Here is a 23311-nt window from a genome sequence, read left to right on the forward strand (position 1 = left end):
CGTCGCCATGAACGTACTGCTCACCGGGTCGGCCGGATTCATCGGCTCGCACATCGCCGCCGCGCTGACCGCCGCCGGGCACCGCGTCCGCGGCCTGGACCTGCGGCCCGACGGGCTCGGCGGCCCGCCCGCCGACGTCCGCGACGCCGCCGCGGTCGCCCGGCGGCTCGCCGGCGTCGACGCCGTCTGCCACCAGGCCGCCAAGGTCGGCCTCGGCGTCGACGTTTCCGACATGCCCGGCTACACCTCCGCCAACGTGCAGGGCACCGCCGTGCTGCTGGCCGAGATGGCCCGCGCCGGCGTCACCGACCTCGTCCTGGCGTCCTCGATGGTGGTGTACGGGGAGGGCGCCTACATCTGCGGGCGGCACGGCGGCGTCCGGCCCCGGCCCCGCCCGGAGGACGCGCTGCGCGCCGGGCGGTTCGAGCCCGCCTGCCCCGGCTGCGGGCGGCCCCTCACGCCCGGCGCCGTCGCCGAGGAGACCCCGCCCGACCCCCGCAACGTCTACGCCGACACCAAGCTCGCCCAGGAGCACCTGGCCGCCTCGTGGGCGCGCGCGACGGGCGGGTCGGCCGCCGCGCTGCGCTACCACAACGTCTACGGGCCCCGGATGCCGCGCGACACCCCCTACGCGGGCGTCGCGGCGATCTTCCGGTCCCGGCTGCTGAACGGCGAGGCGCCGCTGGTGTTCGAGGACGGCGGGCAGCGCCGCGACTTCGTGCACGTCCGCGACGTCGCCCGCGCCAACGTGCTGGCGCTGGAGCGGGTCGCGGCCGGGCCGCCCGAACCGGGCGGGCTGCGCGCCTACAACATCGCCAGCGGCGAGCCCCGCACCATCGGCGACATGGCCGGCGCGCTCGCCGCGGCGTCCGGCGGCCCGGCGCCGCGGGTCACGGGCGGTTACCGGCTCGGGGACGTCCGCCACATCGTCGCCCGCCCCGACCGGGCCCGCCGCGAGCTGGGCTTCTCCCCGGCGGTGGTGTTCGCCGACGGCATCGCCGAGTTCGCCCGGACCCCCGTCACCAGTTCGTAAGGGTTGTCCGCCCGTCACCGAAAGTAGCGTCAGACCCGTGATCGATGTTGTTCTCCCGTGCCTCAACGAGGCCGAGGCGCTGCCCTGGGTGCTGGCCCGGATGCCCGACGGCTTCCGGCCCCTGGTGGTCGACAACGCCTCCACCGACGGTTCCGCGCGCGTCGCCGCGGGCCACGGCGCCCGCGTCGTCGCGGCCCCCGACCGCGGGTTCGGCGCCGCCTGCCACGCCGGGCTGCTGGCCGCCGGCACCGAGGTCGTGTGCGTCATGGACGCCGACGCCTCCCTCGACCCCGCCGAGCTGCCCCGCCTGACCGGCGCCCTCGCCGGCCTGGAATCGGCGGGCGGGCCGGGGCTGGTGCTGGGGCGGCGGCGGCCGTCCGGGCGCGGCGCCTGGCCCCCGCACGCCCGGCTCGGCAACGCCGTCCTGGCCCGCTCCCTGAACCGGCGCGCCGGCACCCGGCTGCGCGACCTCGGCCCGATGCGCGCCGCCCGCCGCGCCGACCTGCTCGCCCTCGGCCTGCGCGACCGCAGGTTCGGCTACCCCCTGGAGATGGTGCTGCGCGCCGCCGCCGCGGGGTGGCGGATCGGCGAGATCGACGTCGCCTACCGCCCCCGCACCGGCGCCTCCAAGGTCACCGGCACTCTGGGCGGGACGGTCCGCGCCGTCCGCGACATGCGCCGCGTCCTCGCCGAGGCCGCGTCATGAGCGCCGCTTCCGTGAGCGCCGATGCCAGGGGCGCCGCCGACGTCATCGTGATCGCGAAGGAGCCCGTGCCGGGGCGGGTGAAGACGCGCCTGACCCCCGTCTGCACCCCGGCCGAGGCCGCCGCGCTCGCCGAGGCGGCACTGCGCGACACCCTCGCCGCGGTCGCCGCCGTCCCGGCCGGCCGTCGGACCCTCGCGCTCGACGGCGCCCCCGGCCGGTGGCTGCCCGGCGGGTTCAGCGTCATCGCCCAGCGCGGCGGCGGCCTGGACGAGCGGCTGGCCGCCGCGTTCGCCGACGCCTGGGCGGGCCGCCCCCTGGTCCTCATCGGGATGGACACCCCGCAGGTCACGCCCGCGCTCCTCGGCCGGGCCGCCCGCGAGCTGGGACGGCGCGACGCGGTGTTCGGGCCCGCGTCCGACGGCGGGTTCTGGCTGCTCGGGCTGCGCCGCCCCGACGCGCGGCTGCTGCACGGCGTCCCGATGTCGCGGTCCTACACCGGCGCGGTGCTGCTCGCGCGGCTGCGCGCCGCCCGGCTGCGCACGGGATTCCTGCCGCGCCTCACCGACGTCGACACCCCCGCCGACGCGCACGCCGTCGCCGCGGCGGCGCCCGGCGGGCGGTTCGCCGCCGCGCTGCGCGGCCTGCGCGCCGGGATCCCGGCATGATCGGCGCACTGTACGAGGAGGCGCTGCGGGGCCGCGCGCCCGTCGAGATCGAGCACGCCGACGGCCGCCGCCGCCCGCTGCCCCTCCAGGACTGGCTGGCGGCCCGCCCCGGCGACGGCGGCCTGCTGGACCGCTGCGAGGGCGCCACCCTGGACGTCGGGTCGGGACCGGGCCGCCTCACCGTGGCGCTCGCCCGGCGCGGCCTGCCCGTCCTCGGCATCGACCTGGCCCCCGCCGCGGTCGCGCTGACCGTCGCCGCCGGCGGCCCCGCCCTGTGCCGGGACGTGTTCGGCCGCGTCCCCGGCACCGGGCGCTGGCGGACCGTCCTGCTCGCCGACGGCAACATCGGCATCGGCGGCGACCCCGCCGTCCTGCTGCGCCGCGTCCTGGCGCTGCTCGCCCCCGGCGGCCGGGTCCTCATGGAGGTCGACCCGCCCGGAACCGGAGCGCGCGTCGAGCCGCTGCGGCTGCGGTCGGGCCGCTCGGTCGGCGAATGGTTCACCTGGGCGCACGTGCCCGCCGACGCCGCCGCCGGGCTCGCCGCCGCCTGCGCCGCGACCGTCGCCGAACTGTGGGAGGAGGCCGGCCGATGGTTCGTCGCCCTGCACTGCTGAGACCCCCGGCGGCCGTCACGACGCTGCCGGGCCGGTTCACCAGCCGGCTCCACGACGAGCGGGTCGCGTCCTGGCTCGGCATCGCGCTCGGGGTGAGCATCCTGGTCTCGTTCGGGACCGGGCTGGTCTCCCACTTCATGCAGCAGCCGGCCGGCTGGATGCGCTGGCCGTCGCGTCCGGTGAACCTGTACCGGGTCACCCAGGGCGTCCACGTCATCGGCGGCCTGGCGACGGTGCCGCTGCTGCTGGCCAAACTCTGGACGGTCTACCCCAAGCTGTGGCAGTGGCCGCCGGTCCGCTCGGCCGCCCACGGCGTGCAGCGGCTGCTGGTGTTCGTCCTGGTCGGCGCGGCACTGTTCCAGTTCGTCACCGGGGTGCTGAACGTCGCCTACTGGTACGCGTTCCGGTTCTTCTTCACCACCGCGCACTACTGGACGGCCTACATCCTCATCGGGGCGCTGCTCATCCACGTCGCCAACGAAGGGGGCAAGGCGCGGCGGGCCGTGATGACCCGGCCGCAGGACGCGGTGGGCCGCCGCGGGTTCCTGCTCACCGTCGCCGCCGCGAGCGGGGCCATCGCCGCGACCACGGTGGGGGAGGCCGTCACGCCGCTTGCGCGGCTGGCGGTGCTGGCGCCGCGCCGCCCCGGCACCGGGCCGCAGGACGTCCCGGTCAACAAGTCGGCCGCCGCGACCGGCGTCACCGCGACCGCCCGCGACCCCGGGTGGCGGCTCACCGTGACGGGCCGCACCGCCCGCGAGGTCAGCCTGTCCCTGGCCGGCCTGCACGCCCTGCCGCAGCACACCGTGCGGCTGCCCATCGCGTGCGTGGAGGGCTGGAGCGTGGAGGCGACCTGGCACGGCGTCCGGCTGCGGGACGTCCTGCGCCTCGCCGGCGCCGCCGACGACGCCGACGTCCGGGTCGAGTCGCTGGAACGCGGCGGCCTCTACCGCACCTCGCGGGTCGCCCCGCCGCACTGGCACGACCCGCTGACGCTGCTGGCCCTCGGCATGAACGGCGAGCCCCTCGCCCTCGACCACGGCTACCCGTGCCGGCTGATCGCGCCCAACCGCCCCGGGGTCATGCAGACCAAGTGGGTGCACCGGCTGGTGGTCTCGTGAAGGCCCGGGTCCTCGCGTACGCGGCGGGCCTGGCGCTCATCGGCCTCGGGGTGCGCGGCGTCGTCGCCGACGTCCCGGTCGCCAGGTGGGCCGCGTGGTTCGCCGGGGCGGCGATCCTGCACGACGGCGTCCTGGTCCCGGCGGTGCTGGCCGCGGGACTGGCGACCGGGCGGCTGCCCGCCGGGTACCGGCGCATCGTGCGGGCCGCGCTCGTCGTCGCCGGATGCGTCACCGCGGTCGCGATCCCGCTCGTCCTCGGCTACGGGCGCCGCGCCGACGAGCCGTCCCGGCTGCCGCTGCCCTACGGCCGCAACCTCGCGATCGTCCTGGCCGCCATCACCGCGGTCGCCGCCGCGGCGGCCGCGGCGCGCCTTCTCACCGAGCGCGGGAAGGGGCGGACGCGGTGACCGTCACCGACGCGCGGAGGCGCACCGGGGCGGCGCGGCGGGCCCGGCGCCGCCGCCCCGGGTGGGCCGCGGTCGCGGTGTGGGCGGCCGCGATCGCGGCGGCGTTCGCCGCCGGCTGGTACCTGCGGCGCGCCGGCGTGGCGACCGAGGACCGGCTGCCCCCGCTGCACGCCCGGGCGCGGGGGCGGCCCCTGACCTGGCAGCTGCTGCCCGCCGCGGCGTTCGCGGCGGCGGCCGTGGCGGCGCTGCCCCCGCTCGCGGCGCGGCTGCGGCCGCGGGCGCTGCCGGCGCTGGCGTGGGCCGGTTCGGCCGCGTGGACGGTGTCGCTGGCGGTGAGCGACGGCTGGGACGCCCTGTCCGCGCCGCTGAACGCGCCCACCGAGTACCCGGCGGGCCTGGCGCAGGTCCGCCCCGGGCCGCTGGAGTGGCTGCGGACGTTCACCGAGCGGCTCGGCGGCTACACCACGCACGTGCGGGGGCACCCGCCGCTGCCGACGCTGGCGCTGTGGGCGCTGGAGAGGGCCGGGCTCGCCGGCACCGGCTGGGCGGCGGCGCTCATCATCGCGGCGGGCACGTCCGCCGCCGCCGCGATCACGGTCACGGTGCGGTGCCTGGCGGGCGATCGCGCGGCCCGCGCCGCCGTGCCGTTCCTGGTGCTCGCCCCGCTGGCGGTGTGGATCGCGACCGCGATGGACGCGTTCTTCCTGGCCGTGGGCGCCTGGGGCACGGCGCTGCTCGCCCTGTCCGCCCGCCGGTCCGGGCCACCATCCGGGCCACCATCCGGGGCACGGTCCGGGGCGGGGGCCGCCGCCCTGGCCGCGGCGGGCGGGCTGCTGCTGGGCTGCCTGCCCTACCTGAGCTACGGGCTGCTGCCGCTGTTCGCCGTACCGCTGGCGGTGCTGCTGCTGGCCCGCCCCGGCGCCGCGGTGGCGGCGGCGCTGGGCGCCGGCCTGGCCGTGGCGCCCGCCGCGTTCACGGCGCTGGGCTTCTGGTGGCCCGACGGCGTCCGGGCCACCCTCGACACCTACCTGGTCAGCCGCGGGTCGGCGCAGCGCCCCTACACCTACTTCCTGCTCGCGAACCTGGCCGTGCTGGGCCTGCTGACCGGCCCGGCCGCCGCCCGCGCCCTGCCCCCGGCGGTGCGGGCCCTGCGCGGCGCGGCCCGCACCAGAACGCTCTCCCCGGCGGCCGCGGTGGCCTCCCTCGCGGCGGCGGCGCTGGCGGGCGTGCTCGCCCTGGACGCCTCCGGCGTGACCAGGGGCGAGGTCGAGCGGATCTGGGTGCCGTTCGCCGCGTGGGCGGTCGCCGCCGCCGCGCTGCACCGGCCGCCGGCCCGGGGGTGGCTCGCGGCGCAGGCGGCGACGGCGCTCGCCGTCCAGGCGCTCGTCCTGTCCCCCTGGTGAGGCCTCACCAGGGGGACCCTCACCAGGGGACGGGGCCGTCGTCGTCGAAGAAGCCGCCGGTGGGGCCGCCGCCGTCCAGGGTGGCGAGCCGGATCGCGATGGCGGCGCCCTGCTCGGCGGTCCGCTCGACGACCCGGCCGGACAGGCGCGCGAACTCCGCCGTGAAGTCGGTGGCGCACCCGCCCGGCGCGGCGGCGTTGACCAGGATGCCGGTGTCCCGCAGCCGCTTGGCGTACTGGATCGTCAGCATGTTCAGCGCCGCCTTGGACGCCGGATAGGCTGCGGCCGCGGCGGTGTCCCAGAAGTAGTGGCCCGGGTCGGTCATCGCGGCCATCGACGAGGTGCCGCTGGAGATGTTCACGATCCGCCCCGCCGGCGCCCGGCGCAGCAGCGGCAGCATCGCGTTGGTCACCCGGATCACCCCGAACAGGTTGGTGTCGAACACCTGCCGCACGACGTCCAGGTCGGCCTCGTCGGGCAGGTGCCGCGCGCCGCCGGAGATGCCCGCGTTGTTGACCAGCACGTCCAGGCGGCCCGTCCGCGCGGTGACCTGCCCGGCCGCGGCCTCGACCGACGCCGCGTCGGTGACGTCCAGGGCCACCGCGCGCACGTCGTGCCCGGCGTCCCGCAGCGACGCGGCGGCCTTCTCGCCCAGGGCCGGGTCGCGGGCGCCGAGCAGGACGGTCATGCCGCGGCCGGCCAGGCCCTGCGCGATCGCGTATCCGATGCCCTTGTTCGCCCCGGTCACCAGCGCGGTGACGGTGTCGTTCACCCCTGTGTCGTTCATGCTTCCACCCCACCACCGGCGGGGGCCGCGGCTCCAACACCGATCGCGCCGCCATCAATACCCTGGAGGTATGGACGTGGTGGAAACGCGTGAACTCGCCTACTTCCTGGCGGTAGCGCGGGAACTGCACTTCGGCCGCGCCGCCGAGAGCCTCGGCATCGCGCAGCCGCCGCTGTCGCGGGCCATCGGCCGGCTGGAACGGCGCCTCGGTGTGACGCTGCTGGAGCGCACCAGCCGCCGGGTGACGCTCACCCCGGCGGGGGAGACGCTGCTGGCCGAGGGCGCCGCGGCCCTGGACGCCGTCACCGCGGCCGTCCGCCGCACGCGGCGGGCGGGCGGGGCCGCGCCCCGGCTGGTCCTGGCGATGAAGCCCGGCGGGGACGGCGGCGGCCTGCTCCCGGCGATCCTGGCCGCCTACGAGCGGCGGCCGGACGCGCTGCCGGTGGAGGTGCTCCTCGGGTACGGGGCCGACCACGCGCTGCGGGACGGACGCGCCGACGCCGCCCTGCTCTACACCCCGCGGCAGGACGTCACCGGCCTGGCCACCGAGGACCTGCTGGAGGAGCCGCAGGTCGCCGTCCTGCCGCGCGGCCACCGGCTGGCGGGCCGCGCGCAGGTGTCGATGGCGGACCTGGACGGCGGCGGCGTGCCGCTCGCCCGCCACGGGCGCGGCCCGGACGGGCTGCCGCCGATCACCGACGGCGGGCAGTTGATGCAGCTGATCGCGCTCGGCCGCGCGGTGGCGGTGCTGCCGGCGTCGATGCGGGGGCTCCTGCGCGACGACCTGGCCGCGGTCCCGGTGCGGGACGCGGCCCCGACCACGCTGGTGCTGGCGTGGCCGGAGGCGTCCCGGTCGCGGGCGCTGGCGGAGTTCGTGCGGTCCGCGGCCGCCGTCGCCGCCGGGTCGACCGCCTCCCGCCGGGGCTGACGCGGCCGCGGGAGCACCCCGAACCCGAAGGCGGGCGTGCACGGCGAGCGGGTCAGGCGGGCGGCCAGGTGATGAGGGCGTGCCCCCAGGTGACGCCCGCGCCGAACCCGGCGAGCAGCACCAGGTCGCCGCCGGTGAGGCGGCCGGAGCGGACGGCCCGGTCCAGCGCGAAGGGGATGCTGGCGGCGCCGATGTTGCCGACGTCGTGCCCGACGATCGCCAGCTGCCCGGGGTCGAGGCCGGCGCCGGGGGCCAGCGCGGCGACCAGCCGCGGGTTGGGCTGGTGCGGGACGACCAGGGCCAGGTCGGCGGGTTTGAGCCCGGCGGCCTCGGTGGCCTCGGCGACCAGCCGGGGGAAGATCCGCTCGATGAACCCGCGGACGGCCCGGCCGTCCATGTGGATGGTGTGGCCGAGGCCCGCGAGGGTCTCGGCGGTGGCGGGCGTGCGGCTGCCGCCCGCGGGGATGAGGACGTCGTCGGCGCCCGACCCGTCGGACCCGAGCGTGACCGGGCCGATCCCGTAGGGCGCCGGGACGGGCCCGATGACGGTGGCGGCGGCGCCGTCCCCGAACACCGCGACGGTGCCGCGGTCGGCGGGGTTGAGGAACCGCGAGTACACCTCGACGCCCACGACCAGCGCGTAGGGCGCCGAGCCGCGCTGGGCGGCCAGCCAGCCGAGCGCGGCCTGCAGCCCGAACACGTACCCGGTGCAGGCGGCGGCGACGTCGAACGCGGCGGCGCGGCGGGCGCCGAGCAGGGCCTGCACGCGGCAGGCGGTGGACGGGGCGATCAGGTCGGGCGTGGAGGTGCCGAGCACGATCAGGCCGACGTCGGCGGCGTCCAGCCCGGCCGCGTCCAGGGCCCGCGCGGCGGCGGCCGCGGCTAGGTCGGAGGCGGCCTGCCCGGGCGCGGCCAGGTGCCGGCGGCGGATGCCGGTGCGGTCCTCGATCCAGGACGGGTCGAGGCCCAGGGAGCGGGACAGCTCGTCGCTGGGCACGCACCGCTCGGGCAGGCAGGCGCCGGTCCCGCGGATCGCCCACCGCGTGTCTTCCCTCATGGCCATCCTCGTCCCCCCTCGCACCACGGGCGGTTGTCAGACCCACCCCGCCAGTGAATAATCCCATTTCACGGCTTATATTCCATATCTGCAATTTAAGCGGCCTTTGTTCCCAAATGGGAAAGTCAGCCTTCCTTCCAGGTAAGGAGACCCGCGTGCCGTCCACCGCATTCGATCCCGCCGACGCGCTCAAACCCGGCGACATCTGCGCCTTCCTGTTCCCCGGCACCGGCTCGACGGGAGTGCCCGACCTGCCCGCCCTGTCCGCGGCCGGGCCGGGCGCCGCCCGCGCCGTCGCCGACGTCCTGGACGCCGTCCAGGAGGGACTGCCCGCCGCCGGATGGCCGTCCCTGCGGGCGATCCTGCTGGAGGACCCCGCCGGCTACCGGGCCGCGTCCGCCGTCCCGGGCGTCGCCCAGCTGTGCGCCTACGCCGCCTCCGTCGCCGTCGACCGCGCCCTGCGCGCCGCCGGCGTCCACCCCGGCTACGCCGTCGGGCAGAGCTTCGGCGAGATCGCCGCGCTCGTCAGCGCCGGCGCGTTCACGATCACCGACGGCGCCCGGATGGCCGTCGCCGCCGTCGGCGTCCTGGCCTCCCGCGGCCGCGGCGGCGGCATGGCGCTGCTGGAGGCCGGCGAGGACGGCGCCCGCGCCTGCATCGAGGCCGCCGCCGCGCCCGAGGTGGTGGTCGCCTGCCTGAACGCGCCGTCGGTGACGATCGTGTCCGGGCCCGGCGGCCCCCTGGACGCGGTCGTGGACGCCGCGCGCGGCGCAGGCGTCCGCGCCGTGCGGCTCGCCGTCCCCTACCTGTCGCACCATCCCTCGATGGCCGGCGCCGACGACGAGTGGTACGCGATGATCCGCCACCTTCCCCAGCGGCCCCTGGAACTGCCGGTGCACTCGCCGGTCCGCGGCCGCGCCTACCGCGACGGCGACGACCTGCACCGCGCCATGGCCGACTGCATCGTCAGGCCCGTCCGCCTCCCCGGCACGCTGCGCGCCGTGCACGCCGCCGGCGCGACCGTGTTCACCGAGGCCGGCCCCGGCGACGCGCTGTGCCAGTGCGCGCGGCTCGCCGTCCCCGGCGCGCGGACCCTGGCGCCGCTGCGCGACCGCCCCCGGTACGGCCGCACCGGCAAGGCCGCGCCCGGCGTCGCGCCCGCCGCGCCCGCCGCTCCCTCCGTGCACGCCGGCGGCCCCGGGGCGGGGGAGCGGTGATGGACGCCAAGACGCGGGCCCGGCTGGAGGAGGCCGTCCCGGAGGAGTTCTTCACCTACCCCGGCGGGCTCACCGCCCGCGAGCGCCAGGCCCTCACTTACGCGCGGCTGCGGAGCGCCGGCCTGGCCGCGCCGCCCGCCGCCGAACTGCTGGCCGACCCGCCGGCGCTGTGCGCGCTGCTGGACCGCGCCGCGATCGCCGACCCCGCCCTGTTCCACGTGATGCTGCTGCACTACACCCTGGCGCTCGGCCCCATCCTGCGGTTCGGCGCCGGCCAGGAGGGGGCGCGGGAGGCGCGCGAGGCGCTGGAGTCGATGGACGCGGCCGGGACGCTGCTGATGACCGAGGTCGGGCGCAGCAACAGCCACCTGTCGCCCCGCACCATCGCCCGCCACGACCCCGGCACCGGCGGGTTCGTGCTGACCACCCCCGACCCGCGGGCCGCCAAGTTCCCCACCAACACCGGCCACCCCGGCGTCGCCAAGACCGCCGCCGTCTACGCCACCCTCGTCCACGGCGGCCAGGAGCGCGGGGTGTTCGTGTTCGCGGTGCCGCTGCGCCTCCCGGACGGCACCGTCCCGCCGGGCGTCCGGATCGTTCCGGCGCCCGAGACCACCGGGCTGCAGATCGACTACGCCGCCGTCCTGCTCGACGGCGTGCACGTCCCCTACCGGGCGTGGCTGCGCGACGGCGCCGGCATCGGCCCCGGCGGCGACTTCCACGACCCGGCCGGGTCGCCGGCGGCGCGGCTCACCCGCTCCATGGGCGTCGCCCCGCCGGTGTGGCGGTCCGTCATCTCCGCCTCCGCCGCCATCACCCGCGCGTCGGCGGGGATGCTGCTGGCCCACTCGGCCGGCCGCACCACCCTCGGCCGCCTCGCGCCCCGCCGCCCCCTCACCGACTACCGCAACCAGCAGGAGGCGGTGCTGGGCGCGCTGGCGGCCGCGTACGCGCTCACCGCCGTCGCCGCGCACGTCACCGCGCCCCGCCCCGCCGCCCCGGCCGGGGACGGGGGCGATGGGGGCGATGGGGACGGGGGCGGGCCGGACACCGCGTGGGCGCCGTGGTCGGCCGTCGACCGCGACCTGGCGTTGCTGAAGGCCGCCGCCACCGCCCAGGCGCAGGAGACGGTGTCGGCGTGCCGCGTGCACAGCGGCGCCCCCGGCTTCGCCGCCGCCGACCGCCTCAACGCCTACCGCGGCCTGGCCCACGCCTACCAGAACGCCGGCGGCGACAACGAGCTGATCCTCTACGACACCGCCCGCGCCATGGCCGACCGCGACCGCTACGTCCCGCCCGACCCGGTCGCGGGACCGCCCGACGGCGGCGACCTGGACTCCCCGCGCGTCTGGCTGTACCTGGCCCGCGACGCCGAACGCCGCATGCGCGACCGGCTCGCCGGCCGGGTCGGCGCCGCGCTGGCGGACGGCGGCGACGCGTTCACCGCCTGGAACGGCAACCTCGCGCTGGCCGCGCGGACCGCCGGAGCGTGCGCCGACCGGATCGTCCTGGAGATCTGCGCCGCCGCCGCGGCCGCCGGGCCGGACGCGCCCGGCGCCGTCCTGCGGCTGCACGCCCTGAACGTCCTGGACCGCCGCGCCCCCGACCTGCTCAACGAGGGCGTGGTCCCGCCCGGCATGCTGGACGAGGTGTGGGCGGCCCGGCGCCGCGCCTGCGACGAGCTGGCGCCGCGCGCGGCGGAACTGGCCGCCGCGTTCGAGCTGCCCGCCGCCGTCACCGCACCCGCCGCCTTCCTCACCGGACTCGGCGGGCCCACCGGCCGGTGATCGCGTCCCCTACGCTCGGGACCGGACGAAACGGCACGCCACGCCGCGAATTCGCCAAGGAGCAGGGGGAACCGGCGAGGGATGGCTACCGTTCTCGTTAGACAGACCGATCGCGGGTGTTTCACCCGCAGTCCCGATACGGAGGTAGACAACAGTGGGAGTCAGTCTGAGCAAGGGCGGCAACGTCTCGCTGACCAAGGAGGCTCCCGGACTGACCGCCGTCGTGGTCGGCCTGGGCTGGGACGTGCGGACCACCACCGGCACCGACTTCGACCTGGACGCCAGCGCCCTGCTGGTCTCGGCGGAGAACAAGGTGCTGTCGGACCAGCACTTCGTGTTCTTCAACAACCTCAAGAGCCCCGACGGCTCGGTCGAGCACACCGGCGACAACCTCACCGGTGAGGGCGAGGGCGACGACGAGCAGATCAAGGTCGGCCTGAACACGGTCCCGGCCGAGGTCTCCAAGATCGTGTTCCCGGTGTCGATCTACGACGCCGACGGCCGCCAGCAGAACTTCGGGCAGGTCCGCAACGCGTTCATCCGCGTGGTGAACCAGGCCGACAACAGCGAGATCGCGCGCTACGACCTGTCGGAGGACGCCTCCACCGAGACCGCCATGGTGTTCGGCGAGCTGTACCGCAACGGCGCCGAGTGGAAGTTCCGCGCGGTGGGCCAGGGCTACGCCTCGGGCCTGTCGGGCATCGCCTCGGACTTCGGCGTGAACGTCTGACCCGGCCGCGAGCCTCGCGGGGCGTCCCGGATCGTCCGGGACGCCCCGCTGCGCGTTCCGGCGGGGTCAGCCGAGCAGCCGCTCGCGCAGCCGGGTCTTGAGGATCTTGCCGCCGGGGTTGCGGGGCAGCGGCTCGTCCTGGAACCACAGGTGGGCGGGCACCTTGAACGCCGCGATCCGCGCGCCCAGGAACTCCTGGACCTCCTCGGCGGTGACCGCCGCGCCGGGGCGCGGCACGATGACCGCGCCGACCTCCTCGCCGAGGACCTGGTGCGGGACGCCGATGACGGCGCAGTCGGCGACCGCCGGGTGCTCGTACAGGGCGGCCTCGACCTCGGCGCAGTAGATGTTCTCGCCGCCGCGGATCAGCATGTCCTTGGCGCGGTCGACGATGTAGACGAACCCGTCGTCGTCCAGGCGGGCCAGGTCGCCGCTGTGGAACCAGCCGCCGGTGAACGCCTGCGCGGTCGCCTCGGGCTTGTTCCAGTAGCCCTTGATGACGTTCGGGCCCCTGATCAGCAGCTCGCCGACCTCGCCGGCGGGCAGCTCGTCCCCGGCCGGATCGACGACCTTGACGTCGCAGACCGCGACGGGCGGGCCGACGCTCTCGGGCCGCTCCAGGTAGTTGACGCCGCCGTTGTAGGTGGTGACCGAGGACGTCTCGGTGAGCCCGTAGCCGTTGCCGGGCACCCGCTCGGGCAGCCGCTCCCTGATCGTGTCGACCAGGGCGGGCGCGGCGGGGGCGCCGCCGTAGCTGACGCCGGTGAGGCTGGAGGTGTCGTACTTCCCGAAGTCGGGGGAGGTCAGCACCTGCCACGCCATGGCCGGGACGCCGCCGAACCCGGTGACCCGCTCCCGCTCGATCAGCTCCAGCGCCTTGCCGGCGTCCCACTTGTACATCAGCACGACCGTGCCGCCCTGCAGCGCGCTGGTCACCAGCACCGAGTGGCAGCCGGTGGCGTGGAAGAACGGGACGCTCAGCAGCGTCACCCGCGGCTGCGGCGCGGTCAACTCCTCGATCGTGCGGCCGGCGCGGACCCCGGCCGACATGATCCCGTAGGCGAGGCTGACGGGGTTGGTGGCGATGTTGCGGTGCGTGCCCAGCGCGCCCTTGGGCCGCCCCGTGGTGCCGGAGGTGTAGAAGATCGTGGCCTCGTCGTCGGGGTCGATCGCCACGCCGGGCAGGGACGCCGCGGCCGGGTCGCCGGGGTCGCCGAGGACGTCGGCGAACGGCGCGGCGCCCTGCGGGAGGGGGCCGTCGGGGCGGGCGACCACGCAGGCCACGCCCAGGTCCGCCAGCACGCCGGCGAGCCTCCCGGCGCGCTCGGCGTCGGCGATGAGGACCTTCGCGCCGCTGTCGGCCAGCCCGTACTCCAGCTCGGCGGCGCTCCACCAGGCGTTCAGCGGCACCACGACCGCGCCGGCGACGGCGGCGCCGAAGAACGCCACCGACCATTCGGGGTAGTTGCGCATCGCGATCGCGACGCGGTCGCCCTTGCCGACCCCGTACCGGTCGATGAGCCGCCGCGCGAACGCGGCCGCGGCCGCGTAGTGGTCGGCGAAGGTGAGGCGGTCCTCGCCGTGGACCAGGAAGTCGGCGTCGCCGTGGGCGCGGGAGATCTCCAGGATCTCGCGGAGGGTGGGCGGGGCGTTCTTCCACACGCGGGTCCGCACGCCGCGGATCTCGGCCTCGTCCATCTCGAACAGCCGCCCGGGCGCGGTCATCGCCGCCCTGACCTCGGCGATACCGGGCAGCCGGGCGGCCTGCGGCCCGGTCCCTCGCGCGTCACGGTCCTGCACTTGACGGTCCTGCACGTCGCGCCTCCCGCGGGGTGGACGGCGCGCCGCCGCGCGGCCCGACCGCCGAACACGGTTCGGTGCGCCGTCCCGCGAATCTATGATCCGCGTCACGCGCAGGTCAACGCCCCGGCGCGGCCCGGGACCGCGGCCGGACGGTCCGACCGAAGATCCCCACCTGCGACAATGGGGGCATGACCGAACGCAGGCCGATCGAGTACTGGCTGTCGGACATGGACGGGGTCCTGGTCCACGAGGGCCGCCCCGTGCCAGGCGCCGAGGAGTTCATCCGCCGGCTGTCGGCGGCCGGCACGCCGTTCCTCGTCCTGACCAACAACTCGATCTACACCCGCCGGGACCTGTCGGCCCGGCTCGCGGCGGCCGGCCTGCAGGTCCCCGCCGAGTCGATCTGGACGTCGGCGCTGGCGACCGCCCGGTTCCTGGCCGACCAGCGCCCCGAGGGGTCGGCGTACGTGATCGGCGAGGCGGGGCTGACGACGGCGCTGCACGAGGCCGACTTCGTCCTCACCGACATCGACCCCGACTACGTGGTGCTGGGCGAGACCCGCACCTACAGCTTCTCCCAGATCACCCGCGCGATCCGGCTGATCGAGGGCGGCGCCCGGTTCGTGGCGACCAACCCCGACCCGGTCGGCCCGTCCCCGGAGGGGTCGCTGCCCGCCTGCGGCGCGGTCGCCGCCATGATCACGCGGGCGACGGGGGTGGAGCCCTACTTCGTCGGCAAGCCGAACCCGCTGATGATGCGGACCGCGCTGAACGTGGTCGGCGGGCACAGCGAGTGCACCGCGATGATCGGCGACCGGATGGACACCGACGTCGTCGCCGGCATCGAGGCCGGGCTGGAGACGATCCTGGTGCTGACCGGCGTGACCCGCAAGGACGAGATCGCCCGGTTCCCGTTCCGCCCGAGCCGCGTCGTCGCCTCCATCGCCGACCTCGTCGACCTGGTCTGACCCGCCGCCCGCGGCGCCCGGCCGGCGGCGCGTCAGCCGAGGGCGCCGAGCGCGGTCATCAGGCCCAGCGCGTCCGAGACGACCCAGTACTCGGCGAACCGGCCGTCCTCGGCGCGGAAGAGGTCGTGCCCGCGGAACGACACGCGCGTGCCGGGCGCGGCGGTCGCGCCGGGGACGCCGCCCCGGTAGGAGCCGTGGAAGCTCCACGCGGCCGCGACCATGCCGTCCCCGACGACGGGGCCGGCGTCCAGGGCGGTGCGGACGTCGGTGAAGTACTCGCGGGAGCGGCGGACCTGCTCGGCGGCCCCGGCGGGGCCGTGCACCTCCAGGTTCGGCCAGTGCCCGGTGAAACCGGGCGCGAGGATCTCCCCGGCCACCGCGTAGCCGCCCTCCCACACCTCGAAGAGCCAGCGCCGGTACAGCGCGTCCAAGCAGTCCATGCCCGCCACCCTTCCCGGCGGCGCGCCCGCCCGAACATAGACTGGGAGGCGCCATGCGCATGATCAGACAGGGCGGCTCCCACGAACTGGAGATCCGCAGATCGCGGTTCGTGTGCACGCTCGCCCGCGCCGCCGGTGAGGCCGAGGCGGTCGCGTTCATCGCCGCGCACCGCCGCGCCCACCGCGACGCCACCCACAACTGCACCGCCTACGTGGTGGGCGAGCACGGCGAGATCACCAAGAGCAGCGACGACGGTGAACCGGCCGGGACGGCGGGCGTCCCGATGCTGGAGGTGCTGGTGCGGCGCGGCCTGACCGGCACCGCCGCGGTCGTCACCCGCCACTTCGGCGGCGTCAAGCTCGGCGCGGGCGGCCTGGTGCGCGCCTACTCCCAGGCGGTCGCGGGCGCGATCGACGCGGTCGGGGTCGTGGAGCTGCGCCCGGTGGTGACGGTCACCGTCGGCGTGGACCACGCCCTGGCGGGACGGTTCCTCGGCGACCTGCACACCGCCGGGCACCAGCCCGGCGACGTCCGCTACGCGGCGGCCGTGGAGGCCGACGTCGCGGTGCCCGCCGCGGACCTGGAGGCCTTCGAGGCGTGGGCCGCCGAGGTCACCGCCGGGCGCGCGACGCTGCGGCGCGGCGCGCCCGGCCACATCGAGGTCCCGGTGCCCTGACCGCGTACGGCGGCCGCCCGGCTCCAGGCGAGCAACTCCGCTCAGGCGAGGAACCCTGCTCAGGCGAGGAACGCGGCCAGGACGGGCGCGAGCGCGTCGGGTGCGACGTCGTGGGTCTGGCCGTCCAGGGTGCGGTGCGTCCCGGCGGGCAGCAGCCCGGCGACGCGGCGGGCGGTGTCGCGCATCCAGGCGGGGCTGCCGCCGCCGTCCATGACCAGCGTGGGAACGGTCACGCGGCCGATGAGGACCTCGGGCATCGCGCCGCCGCGGGCGTCGTCCATGACCGCCGAGTCGTAGGCGAGGGTGGGCGCCAGCGCCTCCAGCGCGGGCCACATCGGCGAGCTGCGCGCCTGCGCGACCATCTCCGCCGGCATCCCGACGCCCGTCATGAACAGCGCGAGCGCGTCGCCGCGGCGGCCGTCGGCCAGCAGCCCGGTCAGCTCGGTGTGGTAGGCGCGGGCGCGGGTGAGCCGGTCGTCGTGGCCGGAGTGGAACGGCGGCTCGAACAGCGCGAGCCTGGTGACGGGCAGCCCGGCCGCGGCGGCGCGCAGCGCCAGCACCGCGCCCGACGACATCCCGTACACCGCGGCGGACCCGCCGGCCGCGCCGATCACCGCGGCCAGGTCCTCGATCTCGCGGTCGACGGCGTAGGGCGGGGTGTCGCCGCTGTCGCCGCGGCCCCGCCGGTCGTAGGCGAGGACGGTGTGCCGGCCGGCCAGCAGCCCGGCGAGCCCGGCGCCCGAACCGCGGTCGTTGAGCGCCCCGCCGGCGATGACGAGGGCTGGCCCCGCACCGGTCCGGTCGAAGGCGATGCGGGTGCCGTCCTTGGAGTACACGGTTTCCATGGGGCTATCCTTCCCCGCTTTTCGCGGCCCCGAAGGCCCTCGGCCGCGGGACGTCCCGCCCCGCGGCGCGGACGCCGGATCCGCGGCCCGCCGGGCACCGGTGCGGCGGTGTACCCTTTCCCGCGATGAGCAGGGGGACGGTCGCCGGCGACGAGGTGAGGGCGGGGATCCTCCGGGCCGCCGCGGCGGTGCTGGCCGAGCGCGGCGAGTCGGCGAGCATGAGCGACATCGCCGCCGCCGCGGGGGTCGGCCGGGACGCCCTCGACAGCCGGTTCCCCACCCGCGACGCCCTGCTCCACGCGCTCTACGAGGCCGCCGTGGCCGATCTGACGGCCAGCCTGGACGGCGCACGCCTCGACGGCGTCCCGATCGAGGAGGCCGGCGACGCCGTCACCACGGTGTTCCTGTCCGGCGCGCTCCGGCAGCCGCCGGGCCGCTGACGGTGGTGACGGGGCGGTGACGGGGCTGGAGCCCGGGGTCGTCGCGGGGCTGGTGCTGCTGGGGGTGGCGGCCGGGGTCGGGATCACCGCGGTCGGGCCGGGCGGGGTGCTGATCACGGTGGGGCTGTTCGCGTTCACCGGGCTGTCGCCGGCGCAGGTGGCGGGGACGGCGATCGTCACCAATGTCGCCACGGGGCTGCTCGGCACGGCCGTCTACACGCGGTCGGGGCAGCTGCGGGAGCAGGCGACGCGGCGGACGGCGGCGCTGTTGGCGGGCGCCGCCCTGGTGGGGACGCCGCTGGGCGTGCTGGCGAACGGCCTGGTCACGGGCCGGGTGTTCGGGGCGCTGCTCGGGGTGTTCATCGCGCTGGTCGCGGTGCTGGTGCTGTGGCGGCGCCCGGGGGACGGGCGGGCCGGGGACGGGGCCGGGATCGGGTGGCCGGCGGCCGTCGCGGTGGGGGCGGGGGTGGCGGTGGCCGGCGCGATGTTCGGTGTCGGGGGGCCGCTGCTGAGCGTCCCGCTGCTGATCGCGCTGGGGATGCCGGTGCTGCCGGCGCTGGCGGCGGCGCAGGCCCAGTCGGTGGTGATCGCCGCCGCCGGGACGATCGGGTACGTCGCCGCGGGCGCGGTGGACTGGCCGCTGGCGGCGCTGACGGGCGTCCCGGAGCTGGCGGGCGTGCTGGCGGGGTGGATGATCGCGCGGGCGGTCCCGGCGGCGGTGCTGAAGGGCGCGCTGGTGGTGAGCCTGCTGGTGCTGGCCCCCTACGTGGCGCTGCACGGCTGACCCGCTGCCCGGGATCTGGGCGCGGGGTCTGGGCGCGGGGTCTAGGCGCGGGGTCTAGGCGCGGGCGCGCAGGCGGCGGAGCATGCGGGCGTCGGTGAAGCCGACGGCGCGGGCGGCGGCGTCGGCGGTGGCGCCCTGCGCGATGAGGTGCGCGGCGTGTTCAAGGCGCAGTTCCTGCTGGTAGCGCAGGGGGGTGAGGCCGGTCGCGGCGGTGAACCGGCGGGTGAGGGTGCGTTCGCTGACGCCCGCGGCGGCGGCGAGGCGCCGCAGGGGGAGGGGACGGGTGTAGCCGCCGTCGATGAGGTCCTGCGCGCGGTGCACGGGGTCGGACAGGTGGGCGCGGTGCCGGAGCATGGCGCCGGCCTGCGGCTGGTCGCCGTTGCGGCGCGCGTACACGACCATGGCGCGGGCGACGCGGGCGGCGGCGCCGGGGCCGTGCCGGGCCGCGACCAGGTGCAGGGCGAGGTCGATGCCGCTGGCGATGCCGGCGGAGGTGAGGACGCGGCCGTCGGTGACGTAGAGGACGTCGCGGACGACGACGGCGCGGGGGTGGCGGCGGGCGAGGTCGTCCTGCAGCTCGTGGTGGGTGGTGCAGCGGCGGCCGTCCAGCAGCCCGGCGTGGGCGAGCGCGAACGCGCCGGCGCAGACGCTGGCGACGGTGCCGCCGGCGGCGTGGTGGCCGGCCAGGCGGCGGGCGGCCCGTGCGGAGATCGGCGGGGCGTGGGGCGTGCCGGCGCCCCAGCGCCATCCGGGGACCAGGACGGTGTCGGCGGCGGTGAGGTCCGGCCATGCGGCGGGCGCGCGCAGCGGCAGCCCCTGCGCGGTGGGCACCTCCCGCCCGTCCTGCTCGTCCTGCTCGTCCTGGTGCGCGGCCCCGGGCTGGTCGGCGACGTAGGCGAGCCGGTAGGGCAGGCCGTTGTCGGCGGCGGTGGAGAACACCTGGGCGGGGCCGGCCAGGTCGAGCAGGTGCAGCCCGGGGACGAGCAGGAAGACGATGCGGTTCACGATCCGGTCAGCCTACCGGCGCGGCCGCGGGGTCGGTCCGAGGGGCCAGGTCGTCGAGGCCGGCGATGGCGGCGAAGCGGCCGGCGAGCGCGTACTCGGTGCGGGCGATGACCTGGTCGACGGGAAGGGTGGCGGGGTCGGCGAGGATCTCGGCGAGAGGCCGTCCGGACGGGGCGTCGCGGTGCTCGATGGGGAAGGTCGCGGTGGCGTCGGTGACGAAGGTGACGCGGTAGCCGAGCTCGGCGGCCAGGCGGGCGGTGGTCTCGCAGCACTGCTCGGTCTGGATGCCGCAGACCACGACCTCGCCGATGCCGCGGGCGGTCAGGAGCTGCTGCAGCCCGGTGGTGGTGAAGGCGTTGCGGGACGTCTTGGTGAGGACGGGTTCGCCGGGCCCCGGCGCCAGGCCGTCCATGAGGCGGACGTGGCCGAGGTCGGGGTCGAACACGCCGCCGGTTCCGGGTTCGGCGTGCAGGATCCACACGACCAGGTCGCCGGCGGCGCGGGCCGCGGCGGTGAGGCGGGCGGCGCGGGACGCGATGTCGGGCGCCGACACCGCGTCCCAGAGGGGGCGGCGGCGGAAGGACTCCTGGACGTCGATGACGAGAAGCGCTCGGTTCATGCCACCGATCCTGGCCGGTCCGGGCGGGTCGCGGCAGGCATGATCCCGGCGCGCTGCGGAACGATCCGGTCACCCGCCCGGGACGGCCCGGCGGAAGGATCTTGGCCGGTGGCGGGAGGGGACGTCCTGGAAGGGCATTCCCCCCGGTGGACGGGGTGCGCACGATCGAGGGGGCAGCACATGGGCGTGCACGGCACGGGCGGGAACGGCGCGGGCCGGAACGGGACCGCGCGCGGCGTCCCGGCGGGCGCCGGGGCGGCGACCGTCGGGGTGGAGGAGGAGTTCCTGCTGGTGGACGCGGTGTCGGGCGAGTGCGTCCCGGACGCCGGGCGCGTCCTCGCCGCGGCCGGCGCGCACCGGTGGGCGGGGTCGGGCGGCTCGTTCCAGCCCGAGCTGCTGGCCTCGCAGGTCGAGGCCGCGACGGGGGTGTGCCGCGACCTGGCCGACCTCGGCGGGCAGCTGCGGTTCGCGCGGGCGCGGCTGGCGGCGGCGGCCAGGACGGGCGGCGCCCGGCTGGTGGCGTCGGGCACCCCGGTGCTAAACGGCCGCCCGCCGCCGCCCGCGCGCGGCGACCGGTTCGCCGAGATCATGGCCGCCTACGGGGACGTCGTGGAGGACTACCAGGCGTGCGGCTGCCACGTCCACGTCGGCGTCCCGGACCGGGAGGCCGCGGTGGCGGTGGTGAACCACCTGCGGCCGTGGCTGCCGGTGCTGCTGGCGCTGTCGGTGAACTCGCCGTTCGACCATGGCCGCCCGACCGGCTACGCGGGCCGCCGGATGGTGGAGATGGCGCGGTTCCCGGGGGCGGGGGTGCCGCCGTGGTCGGCGTCGGCGGCCGCGTGGGACGCGCGGGTCGCGGCGCTGGTGGAGGCGGGCGTGCTGGTGGACGCGGCGATGACGTTCTGGCTGGCGCGGCCGTCGCCGCGGTGGCCGACGGTGGAGGTGCGGGCGGCGGACTCGGCGGCGACCGCGGACGAGGCGGTGCTGCAGGCGGCGCTGGTGCGGGGCCTGGTGGGCGCCGCGCTGGCCGATCTGGCGGCGGGCCGGGAGGCGCCCCGCGCGGACGGGCAGGTGTGCGCGGCGGCGCTGTGGAACGCGGCCCGGCACGGCCTGGGCGGCGCGCTGGCCGACCCGGTCACGCTGCGGGCCGTCCCGGCGTGGCGGCTGGTGGACGACCTGGTCGCCCGCGCCGCCCCCGCCCTGGAGGACGCCGGCGACCTGGACACCGTGTTCACGCTGCTGGAGGCGGTCCGCAGGGCCGGGACGGGCGCGGACCGCCAGCGCCGCGCCGCCCGGCACGGCGGCCCGCGCGCGGTGGTGGAGATGCTGGCGCGGCAGACCGTGTCGGGCGGGCTCACCGGGGAACCCGGCGCGCCCCCCGACCTGGTCCCCGACCTGGCCTCCGACCTGGCCTCCGACCTGCCGCCCGATCCGCGGCCCGGCGTGCCGGATGCGGCCCCTGGGGAGGAAACGGACGTATGGGACGCGCGTGAGCGGGTACCGGAGCCGGACGCCCCCCTGACCACGGAGGAGACATGACCGCTCCGCAGGCCCCGGCCCGGGCCCGCGCACGTGCCGGCACCGGCGCGCCCGGTGCGGCCGCATCCGGCGCGGCACCGGCACCGCCGCCGCCGCGCGGCCCGCTGTCGCAGGCCGTGATCACGGCCCTGAGGGCCGGCCCGCCGCCCGGCGACCCGGCCCGCCTGCCCGCCGCCGCCGCGGCCGCGTCCGCCGACCCCTACGGCGACGACCTGCAGCTGGCCCTGCACGCCTGCTACGAACTGCACTACCGGGGCTTCGCCGGCGTCGACCCCGGCTGGGAATGGGACCCGGCGCTGCTGCGGCTGCGCGGCGACCTGGAGGCGGTGTTCCTGGACGCGCTGCGCCGCGACGTCCCCGCCGGCGGCGCGGGCGACGACGTGGCGGGCGCCCTGGAGGAGCTGCTGGTGGAGCCGGTGGACGCCCGCGGCGTCTCCCACCACCTGCGCGACGACGGCGAGCCGTGGCAGCTGCGCGAGCACGCGGCACTGCGGTCGGTGTACCACCTGAAGGAGGCCGACCCGCACGCGTGGGTGATCCCGCGGCTGCACGGCCCCGCGAAGACCGCCCTGGCCGCGGTGGAGAACGATGAGTTCGGCGGCGGCCGCCCCGGCATGATCCACCAGGACCTGTACGCCGGCCTGCTGGACGACCTGGGCCTGGACCCCTCCTACGGCGCCTACGTGGACGCCGCCCCCGCGGTGATGCTCGCGACGGTGAACATGATGTCGCTGTTCGGGCTGCACCGGTCCCTGCGCGGCGCCCTGGTCGGGCATTTCGCCGCCGCGGAGATCACCACGGCGCCGTCCGCGCGGCGCATGGCCGCGGCCCTGGAACGCTTCGGCGCCGGCCCGCGCGCCCTGCTGTTCTACACCGAGCACATCGAGGCCGACGCCGTCCACGAGCAGGTCCTGCGCCACGACGTGATCGGCGCGCTGCTGGCCGCCGAACCCGCCCTGGCCGGGGACGTGGTGCTGGGCGTCCGCGCGACCGGGCTGCTGGAGGACCGCCTGGGCGCCCACCTGCTGGACCGCTGGGGGGCGGGGCGAACGGCGCTGCGCCGCCCCCTGCCCGGGACACCGCCCGGCACAACGTCAGGCACGCCCTCCGGTGCGCCGTCGGCCGAGAGAGGGGGCGGGCGATGATGCTGCTGAGACCGCCGGGGGTGTACCGGCCGCAGTCCGACACCTCGCTGCTGACGGGCGCGCTGGCCCGGACCCTGGCGCACGCGGGGGTCCCGCGGGGCGCGCGGGTGCTGGAGATCGGCACCGGGACCGGCGCGGTGGCGCTGGCCGCCGCCCGCGCCGGCTGCGAGGTCGTCGCGGTGGACGTGTCGGCGCCCGCGGTCCTGGCCGCGCGGCTGAACGCGCGGGTGCGGGGCCTGCCGGTCCGGGTGCTGCGCGGCGACCTGTTCGCGCCGGTGGCCGGCGAGGTGTTCGACGTGATCGTCGCCAACCCCCCGTACGTGGCGGGGGACGCCGATCCGGGGGCGGTGCGCGGCCGAGCCCGCGCCTGGGAGGCCGGCCCGGACGGCCGCGCGCTGCTGGACCGGATCTGCGAGCGGGCCCCGCGGCATCTGGCGCCGTCGGGGACGCTGCTGATGGTGCATTCGGCGCTGAACGGGGTGGCGGCGACGCTGGTGTCGTTGCGCGCCGCCGGGATGCGGGCGTCGGTGGTGGCGCGGCACCGCGAGCCGTTCGGGCCGGTGATGCGGGGCCGCGCGGCGCGGCTGGGGG

The 23311-nt window shown here is 77.4% G+C and carries 25 protein-coding genes; 18 read left to right on the forward strand and 7 right to left on the reverse strand.

The features are described from left to right. Window positions 1–7 precede the first annotated feature (7 nt). The 7 genes from AL2_RS26655 to AL2_RS26685 are packed head-to-tail and all read left to right on the forward strand — an operon-like array spanning window position 8 to window position 5949. Window positions 8–1033 (forward strand): NAD-dependent epimerase/dehydratase family protein, encoded by a 1026-nt coding sequence (locus tag AL2_RS26655; protein WP_067638227.1) that lies wholly within the window; start codon window positions 8–10, stop codon window positions 1031–1033. Window positions 1034–1070: 37 nt separating this feature from the next. After that, window positions 1071–1739, forward strand: coding sequence for a glycosyltransferase family 2 protein (locus AL2_RS26660; RefSeq protein ID WP_218003711.1), 669 nt, complete (start codon window positions 1071–1073; stop codon window positions 1737–1739). After that, window positions 1736–2404 (forward strand): TIGR04282 family arsenosugar biosynthesis glycosyltransferase, encoded by a 669-nt coding sequence (locus AL2_RS26665; protein ID WP_067638229.1) that lies wholly within the window; start codon window positions 1736–1738, stop codon window positions 2402–2404. The genes AL2_RS26660 and AL2_RS26665 overlap by 4 nt, the downstream gene beginning before the upstream one ends. Continuing rightward, window positions 2401–3018, forward strand: coding sequence for a class I SAM-dependent methyltransferase (locus AL2_RS26670; RefSeq protein ID WP_067638231.1), 618 nt, complete (start codon window positions 2401–2403; stop codon window positions 3016–3018). The genes AL2_RS26665 and AL2_RS26670 overlap by 4 nt, the downstream gene beginning before the upstream one ends. After that, window positions 2994–4139: a molybdopterin-dependent oxidoreductase gene (locus AL2_RS26675; protein WP_083946942.1), complete on the forward strand. Its 1146-nt coding sequence runs from the start codon at window positions 2994–2996 to the stop codon at window positions 4137–4139. Before AL2_RS26670 ends, AL2_RS26675 begins: the two co-directional genes overlap by 25 nt. Beyond that, window positions 4136–4546, forward strand: coding sequence for a hypothetical protein (locus AL2_RS26680; RefSeq protein WP_067638233.1), 411 nt, complete (start codon window positions 4136–4138; stop codon window positions 4544–4546). Before AL2_RS26675 ends, AL2_RS26680 begins: the two co-directional genes overlap by 4 nt. Further along, complete coding sequence (locus AL2_RS26685) at window positions 4543–5949, forward strand: hypothetical protein (protein ID WP_067638235.1); 1407 nt, start codon at window positions 4543–4545, stop codon at window positions 5947–5949. The genes AL2_RS26680 and AL2_RS26685 overlap by 4 nt, the downstream gene beginning before the upstream one ends. Window positions 5950–5968: 19 nt before the next feature. Here the strand turns inward: AL2_RS26685 and AL2_RS26690 are convergent, their stop codons facing one another. Continuing rightward, on the reverse strand, window positions 5969–6736 hold the full coding sequence (locus AL2_RS26690) for an SDR family oxidoreductase (RefSeq protein WP_067638237.1): 768 nt from the start codon (window positions 6734–6736) through the stop codon (window positions 5969–5971). A 70-nt stretch (window positions 6737–6806) separates the two neighbouring features. Between AL2_RS26690 and AL2_RS26695 the strand changes: the two genes are divergently transcribed. After that, window positions 6807–7664 (forward strand): LysR family transcriptional regulator, encoded by an 858-nt coding sequence (locus tag AL2_RS26695; RefSeq protein ID WP_174550886.1) that lies wholly within the window; start codon window positions 6807–6809, stop codon window positions 7662–7664. 52 nt (window positions 7665–7716) lie between these two features. Here the strand turns inward: AL2_RS26695 and AL2_RS26700 are convergent, their stop codons facing one another. Next, the gene (locus tag AL2_RS26700; RefSeq protein ID WP_067638281.1) at window positions 7717–8721 is read right to left on the reverse strand and encodes a 3-oxoacyl-ACP synthase III family protein; all 1005 of its coding nucleotides are present in this window, start codon (window positions 8719–8721) and stop codon (window positions 7717–7719) included. Between the two features lie 155 nt (window positions 8722–8876). On the opposite strand from AL2_RS26700, the gene AL2_RS26705 reads away from it, so the two are divergent. The 3 genes from AL2_RS26705 (at window position 8877) to AL2_RS26715 (ending at window position 12455) form a co-directional block, all read left to right on the forward strand. Then, window positions 8877–9938, forward strand: coding sequence for an ACP S-malonyltransferase (locus AL2_RS26705; protein WP_067638239.1), 1062 nt, complete (start codon window positions 8877–8879; stop codon window positions 9936–9938). Beyond that, window positions 9938–11725, forward strand: a complete 1788-nt coding sequence (locus AL2_RS26710; RefSeq protein WP_067638241.1) for an acyl-CoA dehydrogenase family protein — start codon at window positions 9938–9940, stop codon at window positions 11723–11725. The genes AL2_RS26705 and AL2_RS26710 overlap by 1 nt, the downstream gene beginning before the upstream one ends. A 154-nt stretch (window positions 11726–11879) precedes the next feature. Beyond that, on the forward strand, window positions 11880–12455 hold the full coding sequence (locus AL2_RS26715; protein WP_067638243.1) for a TerD family protein: 576 nt from the start codon (window positions 11880–11882) through the stop codon (window positions 12453–12455). A 66-nt stretch (window positions 12456–12521) separates the two neighbouring features. Here AL2_RS26715 and AL2_RS26720 read toward each other — a convergent pair whose 3' ends face one another. Next, window positions 12522–14255 (reverse strand): class I adenylate-forming enzyme family protein, encoded by a 1734-nt coding sequence (locus AL2_RS26720; protein ID WP_245666964.1) that lies wholly within the window; start codon window positions 14253–14255, stop codon window positions 12522–12524. 191 nt (window positions 14256–14446) lie between these two features. Here AL2_RS26720 and AL2_RS26725 point away from each other — a divergent pair, with 191 nt between their 5' ends. Next, window positions 14447–15226, forward strand: a complete 780-nt coding sequence (locus AL2_RS26725; RefSeq protein ID WP_067638245.1) for an HAD-IIA family hydrolase — start codon at window positions 14447–14449, stop codon at window positions 15224–15226. 32 nt (window positions 15227–15258) lie between these two features. Here the strand turns inward: AL2_RS26725 and AL2_RS26730 are convergent, their stop codons facing one another. After that, window positions 15259–15666 (reverse strand): ester cyclase, encoded by a 408-nt coding sequence (locus AL2_RS26730; RefSeq protein WP_067638247.1) that lies wholly within the window; start codon window positions 15664–15666, stop codon window positions 15259–15261. Between the two features lie 53 nt (window positions 15667–15719). Here AL2_RS26730 and AL2_RS26735 point away from each other — a divergent pair, with 53 nt between their 5' ends. Then, window positions 15720–16343, forward strand: a complete 624-nt coding sequence (locus tag AL2_RS26735; protein WP_067638249.1) for an IMPACT family protein — start codon at window positions 15720–15722, stop codon at window positions 16341–16343. Between the two features lie 59 nt (window positions 16344–16402). Here the strand turns inward: AL2_RS26735 and AL2_RS26740 are convergent, their stop codons facing one another. Next, a complete protein-coding gene (locus AL2_RS26740; protein WP_067638251.1) occupies window positions 16403–17188 on the reverse strand; it encodes an alpha/beta fold hydrolase in 786 nt (261 codons plus the stop codon). Window positions 17189–17313: 125 nt separating this feature from the next. Between AL2_RS26740 and AL2_RS26745 the strand changes: the two genes are divergently transcribed. Together AL2_RS26745 and AL2_RS26750 are read left to right on the forward strand one after the other, a co-directional pair. Beyond that, the gene (locus AL2_RS26745) at window positions 17314–17628 is read left to right on the forward strand and encodes a TetR/AcrR family transcriptional regulator (RefSeq protein WP_067638254.1); all 315 of its coding nucleotides are present in this window, start codon (window positions 17314–17316) and stop codon (window positions 17626–17628) included. A gap of 16 nt (window positions 17629–17644) precedes the next feature. Then, window positions 17645–18412, forward strand: coding sequence for a sulfite exporter TauE/SafE family protein (locus AL2_RS26750; protein WP_067638256.1), 768 nt, complete (start codon window positions 17645–17647; stop codon window positions 18410–18412). Between the two features lie 54 nt (window positions 18413–18466). Here the strand turns inward: AL2_RS26750 and AL2_RS26755 are convergent, their stop codons facing one another. Both AL2_RS26755 and AL2_RS26760 read right to left on the reverse strand, forming a co-directional pair. Then, on the reverse strand, window positions 18467–19417 hold the full coding sequence (locus AL2_RS26755; RefSeq protein WP_067638258.1) for a GlxA family transcriptional regulator: 951 nt from the start codon (window positions 19415–19417) through the stop codon (window positions 18467–18469). 7 nt (window positions 19418–19424) lie between these two features. Beyond that, a complete protein-coding gene (locus AL2_RS26760) occupies window positions 19425–20036 on the reverse strand; it encodes a cysteine hydrolase family protein (protein ID WP_067638260.1) in 612 nt (203 codons plus the stop codon). 180 nt (window positions 20037–20216) lie between these two features. Here AL2_RS26760 and AL2_RS26765 point away from each other — a divergent pair, with 180 nt between their 5' ends. The 3 genes from AL2_RS26765 to AL2_RS26775 all read left to right on the forward strand — a co-directional run. Then, on the forward strand, window positions 20217–21575 hold the full coding sequence (locus AL2_RS26765) for a carboxylate-amine ligase (RefSeq protein WP_067638262.1): 1359 nt from the start codon (window positions 20217–20219) through the stop codon (window positions 21573–21575). Continuing rightward, window positions 21572–22720 (forward strand): iron-containing redox enzyme family protein, encoded by a 1149-nt coding sequence (locus tag AL2_RS26770; protein WP_083946938.1) that lies wholly within the window; start codon window positions 21572–21574, stop codon window positions 22718–22720. The genes AL2_RS26765 and AL2_RS26770 overlap by 4 nt, the downstream gene beginning before the upstream one ends. Then, a partial coding sequence (locus tag AL2_RS26775; protein ID WP_067638264.1) for a HemK2/MTQ2 family protein methyltransferase occupies window positions 22717–23311 on the forward strand: 595 nt, incomplete at its 3' end. The genes AL2_RS26770 and AL2_RS26775, both read left to right, overlap by 4 nt.

The organism is Actinomadura latina NBRC 106108 (assembly GCF_001552195.1).
Lineage (GTDB): Bacteria > Actinomycetota > Actinomycetes > Streptosporangiales > Streptosporangiaceae > Spirillospora > Spirillospora latina.

Coding starts and splice junctions, on each gene's coding strand:
- AL2_RS26655 (WP_067638227.1), top strand. CDS start 8: ATGAACGTACTGCTCACCGGGTCGGCCGGATTCATCGGCTCGCACATC.
- AL2_RS26665 (WP_067638229.1), top strand. CDS start 1,736: ATGAGCGCCGCTTCCGTGAGCGCCGATGCCAGGGGCGCCGCCGACGTC.
- AL2_RS26670 (WP_067638231.1), top strand. CDS start 2,401: ATGATCGGCGCACTGTACGAGGAGGCGCTGCGGGGCCGCGCGCCCGTC.
- AL2_RS26675 (WP_083946942.1), top strand. CDS start 2,994: ATGGTTCGTCGCCCTGCACTGCTGAGACCCCCGGCGGCCGTCACGACG.
- AL2_RS26690 (WP_067638237.1), bottom strand. CDS start 6,736: ATGAACGACACAGGGGTGAACGACACCGTCACCGCGCTGGTGACCGGG.
- AL2_RS26695 (WP_174550886.1), top strand. CDS start 6,807: ATGGACGTGGTGGAAACGCGTGAACTCGCCTACTTCCTGGCGGTAGCG.
- AL2_RS26700 (WP_067638281.1), bottom strand. CDS start 8,721: ATGAGGGAAGACACGCGGTGGGCGATCCGCGGGACCGGCGCCTGCCTG.
- AL2_RS26710 (WP_067638241.1), top strand. CDS start 9,938: ATGGACGCCAAGACGCGGGCCCGGCTGGAGGAGGCCGTCCCGGAGGAG.
- AL2_RS26725 (WP_067638245.1), top strand. CDS start 14,447: ATGACCGAACGCAGGCCGATCGAGTACTGGCTGTCGGACATGGACGGG.
- AL2_RS26730 (WP_067638247.1), bottom strand. CDS start 15,666: ATGGACTGCTTGGACGCGCTGTACCGGCGCTGGCTCTTCGAGGTGTGG.
- AL2_RS26735 (WP_067638249.1), top strand. CDS start 15,720: ATGCGCATGATCAGACAGGGCGGCTCCCACGAACTGGAGATCCGCAGA.
- AL2_RS26740 (WP_067638251.1), bottom strand. CDS start 17,188: ATGGAAACCGTGTACTCCAAGGACGGCACCCGCATCGCCTTCGACCGG.
- AL2_RS26745 (WP_067638254.1), top strand. CDS start 17,314: ATGAGCAGGGGGACGGTCGCCGGCGACGAGGTGAGGGCGGGGATCCTC.
- AL2_RS26760 (WP_067638260.1), bottom strand. CDS start 20,036: ATGAACCGAGCGCTTCTCGTCATCGACGTCCAGGAGTCCTTCCGCCGC.
- AL2_RS26765 (WP_067638262.1), top strand. CDS start 20,217: ATGGGCGTGCACGGCACGGGCGGGAACGGCGCGGGCCGGAACGGGACC.
- AL2_RS26770 (WP_083946938.1), top strand. CDS start 21,572: ATGACCGCTCCGCAGGCCCCGGCCCGGGCCCGCGCACGTGCCGGCACC.